At 55.0% G+C, this 12,863-nt stretch carries 7 protein-coding genes; all 7 read right to left on the reverse strand.

Going from position 1 to position 12,863, the window contains the following annotated elements; translation table 11 throughout:
• Window positions 1–83: 83 nt before the first annotated feature.
• From ABS78_RS19825 to ABS78_RS19855, 7 genes are read right to left on the reverse strand one after another with little or no spacing between them, the layout of a single operon-like run.
• Window positions 84–302 carry a hypothetical protein gene (locus tag ABS78_RS19825; RefSeq protein ID WP_293383518.1) on the reverse strand — a complete coding sequence of 73 codons (219 nt, stop codon included), beginning with the start codon at window positions 300–302 and terminating at the stop codon, window positions 84–86.
• 39 nt (window positions 303–341) lie between these two features.
• Entirely contained in the window at window positions 342–2,066 is a 1,725-nt protein-coding gene (locus tag ABS78_RS19830) for a hypothetical protein (protein WP_293383521.1), read from the reverse strand.
• On the reverse strand, window positions 2,063–5,224 hold the full coding sequence (locus tag ABS78_RS19835; RefSeq protein WP_293383524.1) for a hypothetical protein: 3,162 nt from the start codon (window positions 5,222–5,224) through the stop codon (window positions 2,063–2,065). The genes ABS78_RS19830 and ABS78_RS19835 overlap by 4 nt, the downstream gene beginning before the upstream one ends.
• Window positions 5,225–5,231: 7 nt before the next feature.
• Window positions 5,232–8,819 (reverse strand): phage tail protein, encoded by a 3,588-nt coding sequence (locus ABS78_RS19840; RefSeq protein WP_293383527.1) that lies wholly within the window; start codon window positions 8,817–8,819, stop codon window positions 5,232–5,234.
• Window positions 8,819–9,589, reverse strand: coding sequence for a hypothetical protein (locus tag ABS78_RS19845; protein ID WP_293383530.1), 771 nt, complete (start codon window positions 9,587–9,589; stop codon window positions 8,819–8,821). Before ABS78_RS19845 ends, ABS78_RS19840 begins: the two co-directional genes overlap by 1 nt.
• Entirely contained in the window at window positions 9,589–9,963 is a 375-nt protein-coding gene (locus ABS78_RS19850) for a hypothetical protein (RefSeq protein WP_293383533.1), read from the reverse strand. The genes ABS78_RS19845 and ABS78_RS19850 overlap by 1 nt, the downstream gene beginning before the upstream one ends.
• Before the next feature lie 2 nt (window positions 9,964–9,965).
• Window positions 9,966–12,812, reverse strand: coding sequence for a tape measure protein (locus ABS78_RS19855; RefSeq protein ID WP_293383536.1), 2,847 nt, complete (start codon window positions 12,810–12,812; stop codon window positions 9,966–9,968).
• Window positions 12,813–12,863 lie beyond the last annotated feature (51 nt).

The following is a 12,863-nucleotide window of genomic DNA, read 5'->3' on the forward strand; positions in this document are numbered from 1 at the left end:
GATGATCTGCTCTTCCGTGAACCTTGATCGCTTCATTCGTCCGTCCTTTGGTCGGGCGGACTCTAGCTATTCCTGGCTGAGTTTCAGGGGGTCACGTCATCCGAGACGAGATCGGTGATGACGATGCCACCATTATCGAGCGTCAGTTCGAGCAATTTTTTCGGAGAATCGGCACTCTCCCGCACCTGACAGAGCAAAGTCGCTCCGGTCAGGTTGGTATTTTCAATCGTGTATTCGAAATTCTGCCCATCGCCACGATAGTAGGTGATGTTCTCTTTCGCGGGATTTCGATTCTCATACATACAAAGCCACCGTTAGTCTGATGGCTTATTTATTGTAGGCTAAACTTTAAGCTCCAACACGACACCCATCCCGATAGATGCGTTACCACCCGATGTCGAAGTGGTCCACGTTACTGTTCCACCATTACCATCGGGTGCTCTATCGGCGGCTCCACGAAGCCAATTTGAGTCGTTGAAATTGTTCAAAGTCCGCTGCACGAATGATCCATTCGCCGAAGCACTAATTCCCAAATTCTGATCCGTCAGCAAAAACGTCGCCAAGCGAACAGTGTTTGGCGACGGAGCCGCATAGGCAACACTCAGCGAAGAAGGAGTGCCGGTTGTGTTTACGGCGATACGAGACACGCTCGTGGATGCATTTGCAATACCGCGATAAACAACGCCACATGGGCGGACATATCCATTCGCGTTTGGATAAGTGAGCGTGGCCGAAAGGTCACCGGCCTGCACCGCCTTATGTGCGAAAAGCAAACGCCCACCACCGTAATTTGATGACACAAATAGCTCTGGGGCCGTGCCATACCACGTCCCGCCCGCACCACCAGAAAACGGCAGGCTCGGGGCCAAGTTATTATTGTTATTGAAATCCGTAATAATAACTCTATCACCAGCCTGTGTTCCGGCTGGGAAAGAAATAACAAATGTATTTCCAACCGGAGTCGCATCTATAGTGCCAACATAACTGAATGACGCAGAGATATCAGCATACGGTATCACTTTCGTGCTAATAAAGCCGAGTGAATTTGAGGCTGTTACCACAACATTGCCATCCGCGAACATGCGTGTGCCGCATGTAGCAAGCGTTGCATTGGTATCAGACCGATTACCGCCTGTAATTGTAATTCCATTTGTGAGATCAGAGGATGCAGATACCCCACCAACGGGCGTAACAGAATACGCATCGGCCCCATCACATTTAATGTTCACGGTATACGTGGCCGCTGCCGCATTACCCGGCGGTCCAATTGAGATTCCACTTAGCGTATAAAATACGCCAGAGACGCGTTCGTAGCTGGAAGGAACCGCGAGCGAACCGGTAAAATTGAACTCGACTGTGGAAGTCACGCCAACACTGTTCGCGAATCCACCGTAAACCCTGATATTATATTTGTCATATCCCCCACTGGCCGGAACGTATGCGATATCCGACAAATAAGCATTGATTGCCGCTGTGGAGCCCGAGAGAGTCACGCCACCGTTTGCAATCGAATTGCCTACGAACTCGCCGGTAACAGGGGCAATGATGCTCCCGTTCGCCCCGGTGAAATTTCCAATGTGAGTGATTTCAATCTGAGAATACTCCGATGTAGTGGAGACTTTCGGGAAGGCGACCGTCACCGGCGACGTGCCGCTATAGCTCACCGTGGTCTGCGATCCCAAGGGAGGCGTTTCCCACGAGTAGCTTGGGTAGGTGGCGATGTTGGGAGTGAACGTAGCCGTGCCCATAGCCAGCAGCGTACCGGTGCCTTCAACTCGAACGGTGACATTGCCAACCACGGTAGGAACAGCCCCGTTTACATCCGCAATATAACGGAGCGTAGCAATGGCCGAATTGATCGTATTACCGGTACCGACGACACGAAAAATTCCAGCATCTGGCGTAGAAACAGAAACATCAGCGGTCTCCGTGATTAGGAAACCCCTATCTCCACCACCAAAATCGATCTCAAGCTCAAGGCCGGTGAAACCATAGTCAGCCGTGAGCGAAAGTGGACAAGCCACATCGCTATAACGATCATAAGAAAATGTTCCACTTAGGCTCATGACACGTCCACCCTATACCTCTGAGAGGTGTTCAATATCAAGCCGAGTGGCGAATATACGCGGAAGGCAAAAATAAAGCTTGGAGAATCGGGCTGGGTGTCAACAAACGGGCTCGCCGCTACAGTCATAGTCATATTTGACAGCGTGTTATTAAGACTCGATATACTGTTCGACGTAAGAATCACTTCCGTCGAAGGATTAGGATTGGTGTTAGGATTGACCGAGACATTTGTATAAGGGTCCGGTGTTATGGGGTCGAAAGTGCCGACACGCTGGTACAGCGTCATAACGACATCGTATGCCATGTTGGCAGAATTCGCATGAACATCATAGATCGTAGCGTTGGCGTACTGCGTCAATGCGTTCACGTTGTCAGTAACGCGTCCAACCAACGTTACCGGAGATTGATTTTCGAGTCCGGTCGCGAACGTAACCTGCGTGACCTTGTTGGCATCAATAGGAAACAATGACGCGGTACTATTGGCCACTAAGGTTGTATTACCGGTCGCAGCCGGACCAGTGGCGCCCGGAACGACATATCCATTGCTGAGTGCCCAGCCATTTGAGGGGAGCGGAATCGGCATGCGATACTGCACCGTCGCCAAGGTGTTGCTAATTGCGGAAAGACTGCTATTGGCGTTCAGAACGTAGACCGACGAGTTATTCAATGTTCCGGCAGAGCCAACCATTCCCGCTGCGTTCACGACAGAAATTTGAACGGAGACATTCTCGTAAGTTGTGATCGGGTCTACTGTTTCGATCCGAAGAGACGTGTTAGTCGCAGCCGAAGTGGGACCATAGATCACGTATGTAGAATTGGCGATAAGAGCACCGGCTTGATTACGCCACGTCAGTGTGTATGGATCATTTACTGGCGTTCCGTTGCCAATGGAAATAATCTGCGAGGCAGGAATATTGAAGGTATTCAAATCGACATCCCGAGCATAGCCTGACACCGTGATCGATGCCGGGGCGATAGAATTAGCCACGGGTACGAATTGAAGCTGGCTAATTGCGTTATTTACATCTGACAGTGTTCCTTGGACATATGAGCCATTGGCTACGGTGGCATTCCCGGCTGGTCCGTTAATCGATACGTAGCCGCCGGAGAACTCAACGCGAGCAAAGGAATTCGCGTTATCCAAGGTGAACGCTCCCTTTGGAGACAAGGACACCGTATACGTGCCAGTAGCATTACTCGAACCGGAGCCGACATTCGCAACACTGATTGTGACCGATGCTGGTGGGGCCGTAACAGTATCATATTTCTTCGGGAAATTGAGCCGAAGTGGGCGAAGGCTAAGCGGAACGTCTTCTGTATACGTCGTATGAGTTTGTACACCATTCGTCACAGTTAGAGACGACGTGTACATTGGCTCGAAGGCAAACTGTTGAAGCGTGTTTGCCACTACGGACAGGTTCGCGTCTTTGGTATATCCAGTGCCATCCCATGTCATTCCATGGGTTACGGTGTTGTTCAGACGCATGAACATTCGACTGAATGAATCCCACTGATACCGCAGTCGGTAGGTAGGCCAGTTTGAGTCATCAACGTCTATCGCCGTCATTGGGAAGCGATTGGCAGAAGAATTAGACACGCTCGCGTTGGCGTCATAGGTATAATTCGTAACTCCGGCGACCGGGTAGGACATGATAACCGTTGGGTCGTCCACGGCATTGCCGATCATGTAGATAAGGCCCTCGCGGGCGTCTTCCCCGTCAGAGAGATGAAGTTTTAGCCCAAATACAGAGCTATATTCGGCGGCAGGTGTATACACCAGCGTAGCGAGCACCGAATTTATCGCAGAGACGCTGTTGGAACCGATTGTGAAAGTGGCCGTGTTAGCGTTGAAGCCGCCGCCGACATTGGATGAGAGAACACCCGCATTTAGGACCACAGCATTCATGTTGAGAACTTCGACCATGCTCAGCGTCATACTGACCGGATCGTTCTCAACCTCGTTGATGATGATGGGCTGTGCCGACCAATTATAAGGTACGTCTTCCGTATAGAGGCGAACGTTTTGGTCCTGATTCCAAAACGGGGCGTCGTTGATCGCGATGACGTCAACCGATACGGTGCCGGTGAACAACATTCCGATATTGCTCGAAACGTCATAGGAGATCGTGAAATCCTGATCGCGGTTGGGGGTTGGATTTACAAATACGTTTGCAATCGCGGCATTTACCGCATTTGCTGTACCAAACACAGAGAGCACGCCGGTATTAGCGTTAAATGTCGCTCCATCTGCCGACATGGTTGCGGCGTTAGATTCGGATAGAGTTAGGTTTGCCTGATACACGACCGTATTGGTCGGGAAAGCGAAAGGTCCAGTGATAGTCACCGGGTCGAGATAGAATCCTACATCTTCCAAGGTACTCTTGGATTGGTCCAGAGAGCCGGTGATGGAACCGTAGCTGTAAACACGGAACGTCTCGGAGAGAACCGGAGCACCGTCAACGCCGCAACTTATGTTCGCGTAGAATTCTTGAGACCAGACGCCATCTTCGGGGATGTAAAGAAGGTCGCTCAGGACTGCTTCGATCACATCCGTTGGAGCGAACAGCGTGTAGCCGGTGCCAACCTTTTCGCTGTTATAGCGTTCGGTCTGAGCATTCGCCATGAAACCGGTTCCAGTTCCAATGGTTGAATTTGCCTTCGGGCTAATCGAAAGTAGCGTCAGGGGGCTCGATGTAACCAAGCCGCCACCAAGATCGATGCTCACTGAGGCATTGGTATTATGCCAAAACTGAACGTTTTTATCGTCGGAATCGGGAGCATCCAACCACGCATAAGCCGGAGCGTTCGCCACCAGCGTCAGTGTCGCGTTCGAGATATACGAACCGTTGCTATGGTATTGAAGCGAGACGGGAGCGGCGATGTTGCTGAAATAGCCCGCCGTGTCGGCAAAATAATCAAGGGTGGCCAAAGCGGCGTTGATCTCGGTAGCCGTGCCAACCACCTTGAAGCGTCCCGTCGTGGGGATGAATGACCCCATCGTATCGAGAGTGCCGTCTGTGGTTAGTTTGCCGTGATTGGCTCCCACATCGACCGTGACGGCAAGTTCCGTCGATCCGTAGCCAGAGGGCGACGGAATGCTAATCGGGCACGAAACAACGCCGTATTTGTCGTAAGTATAGGAACCAGAGAGAGCCATAGAATCCTTAGATTATGTTCTGAAAATCATCGATCTGGCTATATTTATTGGGGTTGTGTTTGACCGCTGAGATGCCAAACGTCCCATCGCCGTTTTCGGTGAAGCTCAAAACCTTCCAAAGATTGTCCGCAGCGATTGCCGAGTTCGTGGTGTTGACGACGGCCATCAGCGGGATCGTGCCCGAGACGGTCATCGAGTTGCCCGAGAACGTGGCGACTGCGTTCTGAACAGCCCCATCCTCATCGACCCACCAAGCCGTGTGACCAGAGACCCCGCCGGAGCGGTCCAGCGTGTAGACTCCCGGTGACGGGTTCGCGAGCACACGGGCGCCGATGGCGCCTGACTCGTCAGGTCCCTCAACCTCGGGATCGATCATCACGATGAGATCGCCGGGGATCAGGTCGGAGTGATCTGGTCCCGCCGTGTAGGTGACGATCAGAGGGTTCGAGTTTTCATTTTGCAGAACCCACGCGGCATGACGCTTAGCCATCGCTTCATTCGTGCATCCGAAGAGCACGAGAGAGTTCTTTCGCTCGCCGTTTAGAGCCACGTCTTTCGGTGCATAAGTCGTGACGCGAGTCAGGGCAAAGAAATCGTCAGGATTGTTGTAGGTGACATCAACCCAATTGTAGGTGGAGTCCAACGATCCGCCCGTGTAGTTGAAGAAGGCGTCGTTCAGAACATTGGTCTGATTGACCACCAGCTTCGGCGTATCGGGGCGATCCTGAATGATCCGCAGGCCATCGCCCGTCCACACCGGCTGAGCGTGGAAATTCGAACAGATGCTCTCGATCACCTCCAACCGCGTCTGGCTGGCGATCTGCGTGTTCAAGGTGTAGCGGCGAGCCGTTCCACCCCGACCATCGGGCGGGGTTTCGTCACAACGAACCGAGGCCGCATATAGGTCTTGGTGCAGCCGGTTCCGCTGTTCGGTGCTGAGACGAATGTTATTGCCCGCTCCGTAACGCTTGCTGTTGATGAAATCGAGCAAGCACCACGTCGGATTGTCGGTGTAGACGGGACCGGTGAAAGTCTCGTAGTCCCAACTACCTGTGTATTGGTTCGTATTCGCGTTATAGTTGTTCGGAACCATGACCATTTGGCCTTGGTAGAGAACAGAAATGTTCGGGTCTTCACCTGAGACGGACTCGGGCAATTCCACAGACATCTGCGACAGGGATTTGTAGAGCGTGTTTGCGATCAGGCCTGCACCAAGGATGGGCAGGACCAGCTTGGCCGCACCCAACAGCTTGTTGCTCAGACCCTTGTCGAGCTTGTTCTTGGTCACACCGCCATCGAGCATGGAAGAGCCACCCGAGAGGGCCATGTCGCCCGTGGTATTGGCGGTGATGTTCCAACCGTTGGCGTCAGAGCCGAGACCCGACGTAGCCGAGACTGTGAACGTGGCGCCAGAGCCCGAGGCGGAATAATCCGGCGTCGTCTTGATCGCGTTGATGGAGTTGACCACGGCGGTGCCGGTGGCTCCGATACTCCCGCTGAAGGCAACCACGTTCGAGATCGCCACGCCGTTGGCGAGCAATTGGATCGAACCGTTCGTGCCGGTGATCGTGACGCTGGCGTTGGCCGACTTGGCATCCCGCTGAACGTCTTTGTTGAAGAGCGTCAGGGTCCCATCGACCCGGCCTTGCTTGCCGTCCGAGTCCTGAATTTTCGCCGTGTAGGCGACATCGACCGTCTTATCAGCCGGATCAGATGGCACGTATTGCAGAGTGCCATGCAGGATGTCGTTCACGTTGCTAAGCGGGCCTGAGATCGTCGCCGTTTTCGAGCCGCCATCCCAATTGAACGTGGCCGGGGCAGAGGTGTTGTTCGCAGCCACGGAACCACTGCCGGAAGACAGTTGCAGGGTGACGGTCACCGCATTGGCCGTAGAACCGTTCCCCAGAGCCCCTGTGAAGCTCGGGAAGGGGTTCGAGGCCGTATCGACGGTGAAGATGCCGTCACGCGTCCCATCGACCACCAGCGTGGGTGCAGAGGGGTCTACGGTGCTGTTGGCTCCGTCCTTACCCGTCAGGGTGACAGTGGCGTTCGAGCCGTCCTGACCGTCCTGACCATCCTCACCCGGTTGACCGGCTCCACCGGCGCCGCCCTCACCATCTTCGCATTCGCCCCCATCACCGCCCGAGTTCGTGGGTTCGGGGCATTTCTCGGTTCCGAACGAACCAGTGGGACGGACGCGAGGGGCCTTGCCGTCGTCATCGATCTTGCCGGTCTTGGGGCAAGAGACAGGAGCCTCGTGAGGCACGGGCGTGTTGTCGAAGTTCGAGCCTTCGGTGAAGTCGTAGCCTTCGAAATAGCCATCGGTCGAAGCCGTGAAGGGATCGTCCGTGCGGTAGATGCGAAGCTTGGCATCGGTGTAGGTGGAGTCGTAAGGCGAGCACGACGCACCTTCGGCCAGCGAGCGAGCCGCCGCGACCGCTTCAGCCAGCGAGACATTATACATCCGCGTGAAGAAATTTTCTGCGTATCCGCTCTCGCTGATCGTGCCTTCGGACAATACCTTGTCATCAGCGATGATGCACCACTTGAACGAGATAGTGCCATTGAGTTGGCAGGAAGTCGTTCCCGATGCCGACGTTTTCTCTTCTTTGAGATTCAACGCGTCGAACCCCATCGAAAGCTGAAGGTCTTTCTTGCCCTTCAGGCTGATCGGCTCTTCCCAATAGCGATTGCTCTCACCGTGATGGATGAGCAATTGCATGCCGTCCCGAGATTTCTCGGGAGGTGGGGCATAGCTGACGGAAGAGATCGGGTCGCAATCCTTCGTGGCCGCGTTCGAGACGGCATTGCTTCCGCCATCCCCACCATCACCGGCACTGCCGCAGCCACCGGCGCCGCCGCCGCCCCCACCGCCGCCTTTGCCGCCCTTGCCACCTTTACCGCCCTTGCCGCCTTCAACGTCGATCTCAGCGACTTTGTTGAAGTAATCGACAAAGCGAGATTGAACGATGTTCTCGCCAGCCTCATCGACGTGAAGCACGTAGAGGGATTGGGGCTCTTCGTTGAGGATGTCGCGGGCACTGATCCGCTCTTTGGTCGCCGACGCGATTTCCTTGCCGGTCAACGGGTCTTTTTTAGAAAAAAGTTTGAAGATCGACGGTGCTGCAAGCAAGCCAACGCCTGCCAGCAACGGAACAGCCGTTTCCTTCAGGTCGAGACCATGAATTTTTGCTTCGCCGGTATCGGGGTCCTGTGCTTTTTCACAATTGATGATGACGCTCTGAATCTTCGATTCAGGAACGCCCTCGATACCTTCCTTGATACCCTTGGCCCCACTCTCGCCATTGACGAAGCGAACCACCCGCTGAATGCGGCTCGGATCGAAATCGGCACGCACGCGGCCATAGTCGATGATCTTGCCCGTCAGCAGAGTTTCGCCGTAGGTCAGGCCAATTTGGTTGCCAATAGAAATGCCGAAACGCTCGCCGTTGTAGAAACGGGAGGCCAGATCACCACCTTCAACAAAGGTCTTCGACAGAAGAACAGACACGCCCTGTTGGGCGACTTGTTGCGTCAGCAACTCGCCACGGTCGAACCGGAATTCTTTTGTTGAAGCTTGGTAGGTGATCGCCATCAGCAGTCTTTCGTAGCTTGAGACAGGATTGCCTCAATCGGGATGTCGCCGGTCGGGAACCGGGCCATGCAGCCCTGTGCGTTCAGCGAGCATCGGTCTTGTTCAGGGTTCGGGACTTCCGTATTCGTGCTGTCGAAATACGGCGTGCCCCAAGTGCTCAGCGTCGGATAGTTCGCCTGTTCGTCGGTTTGACCCCACGGACAACCGCCATCCGCGTGAGTCGTGTAGACAAACTGAGACCCATCCCACACACGATATTTAAGCATGCAGGTATCGACCTGAAGCGTGCGTGTCGCGAGATCGTTGATACCTTCGATCCCGAAACCGGGCGTCAGTTTCAGCTTCAAAGTTGTTTTTGTTTTTCCAGCCAGACCGTTCGAAAAGAACGTGCGGGTGCGGAATTGCGTCGGGTCGGCATTCACCCCGCCGTCGATAAACGAGGCATAGGTTCGTTTCTGCGTGATCTTCATGCCCTGAAGGCCGCTGCGGTTGGCAATCGAGAGCAATGCGTCAGCCGGGCCACCGCCGGTGAAGGTCAGGACCGGATTGGGCAGAGTGCCGCCCGCCTGAGCCGTGAAACCGCTCAGGCTGATATCGGCATAGACATATTCCTGACCATCGAAGACGATGTTCGATGTGCCATTGCGATAAGGCGAAATGTAGAGAACCGAATTGACCGGCACGCGGCACGTGTTCAGATCAAGCTCATACAGGTAGACAAGGGCCGACTGAGGCCGAAGGCTACGATCCTTCGAAATGATGGTGGCCATTACTCACCAAACACTTCCCGAAGGCTGAACGTGACGTTGTAAAGGGCGCCGCCTTCGTCGGCTTTGAACACAGGCGGCGAGCCCGTGAAAATGAACAACGCTGTGGTGTTTCCCGTCTCATCCTCGGGAAGAACGGGCACTACAAAGGCATTCCCGACAGGAGCATGCTGTTTGTAGAACGCCTGAAGAGTATTTTTTTCTTCGTAGGTGATGTGCTGGAATGATGGGCTGTAGATACGGACGAGATTATTGATCCCATCAGGCGTGCGTGACTGATAGCCATCACCATAGTCATTGGTGAGCAAGCGAAGTTCGTAGCTCAGAACCGATTCAGTGTCCGGTGGGATCGAAATTGTAGGAAAATTCACAGCCATAATTATCGTCCGTAAAGAACTCCATTGTGTCGAAGTTGGTCCATGATCTCGTTGCCGACATTGCGAGTGATCTGATTACCGAATGCAGCCAGATCGTCCGCAGTGACGCTCGCACCAGCTTCGATGTTGATGCCGCCCAAGTTGACAACAACCGTCTTGTTGCCACCCGACGTGTTGTCGTTGGCTCCGACGCCCAGAGCACGAAGCTGCGAGCGGTTGAGGATGTTGCCCGGAGCCTTCGGCACGAACACTTCCGGCGCCCGTTCGCCAACGACCGACACGCGGCCAACCGGCGGCGAGCCACCATCAGCGAACAGACCGCCCAGCAGACCACCAAAGATGCCGCCACCACCCGAGGTGAGGCCGAACAGCTTCAGAAGCAGCAGAACCGTGCCCTTGGCGGCGAATGCAGCCATTTCATCGGCGACGGTCTTCAGGAAATCCTTCATGCCGAACTTGCCGGTCTTGAAGAACTGTTGGAAACCCTGTTCGAGCCCACCCAAGATGCCGCCGATGGCATCCTTGCTGCGACCGGCGATATCTTCGGCATTCTCTGCGAATTCGGTGAGAGCTTGCTTCGCACCGTTCGCGAAAGTGTTCAGGCTTTCTTTCTTGGCCTCAAGGCCATCGAGAGCCGCCGTGTAATCACGCAAGGCTTTTGCCTGAGCCTCGATGCTCGCACCGGAGGCTTCAGCCGAACGCTTGAATTCGAGAAGCTTTTGCTGACGGTCGCGTTCCTTGCCCGTGTAGTCGAGAAGGGTCGCCTCATCATTGAGGGCCTGAACTTGCGAAAGGGTGCTCTTCGCCAAATCTTCGTTGGCGTCAGCTTGTTTTTTACGAAGCTCGATAGCCTGACGAGTCGCCTCGTTGATCTGCAATTGAGACTTCAGTTCGGCTTCCTGAGCCGGTGACAGGGCCTCATGGGCTTCCTTGGCGGCACGCCCGATCTGGCGGACCTGTTCAGCCGCCACAGAGGCCGCATCGGAGAATTCCGAGGCCTTGATCGTGGCTTCGTCGAACCGGGCATCAGCAAGGGCTTTGTCGAAGAAGCTCGAATTGATCGTCTCCTTCGCATCGGCCATCATGGTTTTCACCTGATCGACCGTGAGGCCATATTTCTTCAGACCTTCATCACCAAGGGCGATGAGGCGGTTGAAATCGGCTTGTGCTTGCGTCCACTCGATATTGCGAGCGATGGCCGGGGCATAGGTGTCCGTGAGCGACTTGACGCGGCTCTCGAAGTCTTTGAGTTCCTGTGCGGCTTTCTTGCGAGCTTTCTCGTCTTCGACCGAAGTATCTTTCTTCGGCGTGACGATGGAACTGTTGAGAGCCGACATATCGACCGACTTGCCAGCGTCAGCCTTGGCGGCCTCCGCAGCGGCACGCCGCTTCTTATCGACTTCCTGATAGGCGTTGCCGAGTTCCTTGATCGCCGTGATGCTACCGGCACTCGTATCCTTGATCGCGGTGTTGATGTCGGAGACGGTCGCCTTGGCCAGATCGCCAAGGGTCTCGAACGGCTTGCCGAGGTAGCCAGCGACTTCCGAGCCGAAGCCCGCGAAGGCCCCGAGGTTGCCCTTAATCAGGGAGTTCAGACGCGTATAGAAGCTGGCTGCGGTCTTGGCCGCAGCCGTGAAGGCCTCAATGAAGGCCTTCGGGATCGCCAGCACGGCACGAACGATGAATTTGACCGCCACCTCAATGGCGTTCACGACGCCAATCATGGTGGTCTTCACGATCTTGCCTACGCCGGTCTCGAAGTAGGCTTGGAAGGCCTCCACAGTGGCCTTACCGGCGTCGTAGACGGCTTTGACGATCTCGCTCAGGCCCGAGACGATGGTTCCGACCACATCGCCCACCACCTTCGCTGCGGTCAGGAAGGCATTGATGATGTGCTCGCCATTGGTGGCGACCACACCGGCGAACTCTGTGGTCTGCCCCATCCATTGTTGGATGTTGGCGATCACCTCCTGAACGGCGGTGATGAAGGTGCTCAGGCCGCTGGTGTCCGAGAACGCGGCGATGAAATCGCGGATTTTCGGAACGGCATCGGTGACCGACTGAATGATGCCAACCATGGCGTCGTTCAGGCCGTTCTCACCAAGCTGGAAGAACGTCTGTTGGATGCTGTCGGTCAGGTTCGAGAAGGCGCCCTTGATCGTCTGAGCCTGACGCTCCATCGATCCGGCGAAATCGGTCTTACCGATGCCCTCAAGGTAGTTCTGGATCGACTCCGCATCCTTGCCGACCTTGGTGGACACGCCCTTGAACGTGAACACGATGCCATCGGCCACGGTCTTCGATTTGATGCCGAATTCTTTCAGTCGCTCGAACTCGCCGGTGACGGCATCGGCGACGGCCTCAACGAACTGATCGAGGCTCTTGCCCATGGCGGACGCAGTGTCGCCGAACGAGCGTAGGGATTCCTCGGATGTCTTCAGGCCGTAGGCCTGCATCTTCGTGAAGGCCTCGGTCACCTCCTGAAGGCTGAACGGGGTCTCTTTGGCGAATTGCTGTAGGGCGGCGAACGCAGCGGATGCTTTTTCGGTCGATCCGGTGACGGTGACCAACTGAGCCTGAAGCTGTTGGAAATCGGCATTGGTCTTGACGAAAGCGGCGCCCGTGGCGACCACAGCGGCGGCAAATGCGGCCAGACCAGCCGAAGCAACACCAGCGGCCCCGCCCAAGAGACCGATGCTCTTAGACCCGCTGGTTCCGGCCTTAGACAGTGACTTCTCTGTCTTGTCCGCAGAATTTTCGAGCTTCTTTAGATCGCGGTCGAGGCTATTGATGCCGGATTTCGCACGACTACCTTCGAAGTCAATTGTAAGTGTCGATACGTCGGCCATTCACTATTTCCGTCCCGTCTGAGGCTTCTTTTTGTTCTCCTGATGAAGGTA

The sequence above is a fragment of the Phenylobacterium sp. SCN 70-31 genome (assembly GCF_001724605.1).
In the GTDB taxonomy this organism is placed as follows: domain Bacteria; phylum Pseudomonadota; class Alphaproteobacteria; order Caulobacterales; family Caulobacteraceae; genus Phenylobacterium.

Coding starts and splice junctions, on each gene's coding strand:
- ABS78_RS19825 (WP_293383518.1), bottom strand. CDS start 302: ATGTATGAGAATCGAAATCCCGCGAAAGAGAACATCACCTACTATCGT.
- ABS78_RS19830 (WP_293383521.1), bottom strand. CDS start 2,066: ATGAGCCTAAGTGGAACATTTTCTTATGATCGTTATAGCGATGTGGCT.
- ABS78_RS19835 (WP_293383524.1), bottom strand. CDS start 5,224: ATGGCTCTCTCTGGTTCCTATACTTACGACAAATACGGCGTTGTTTCG.
- ABS78_RS19840 (WP_293383527.1), bottom strand. CDS start 8,819: ATGGCGATCACCTACCAAGCTTCAACAAAAGAATTCCGGTTCGACCGT.
- ABS78_RS19845 (WP_293383530.1), bottom strand. CDS start 9,589: ATGGCCACCATCATTTCGAAGGATCGTAGCCTTCGGCCTCAGTCGGCC.
- ABS78_RS19850 (WP_293383533.1), bottom strand. CDS start 9,963: ATGGCTGTGAATTTTCCTACAATTTCGATCCCACCGGACACTGAATCG.
- ABS78_RS19855 (WP_293383536.1), bottom strand. CDS start 12,812: ATGGCCGACGTATCGACACTTACAATTGACTTCGAAGGTAGTCGTGCG.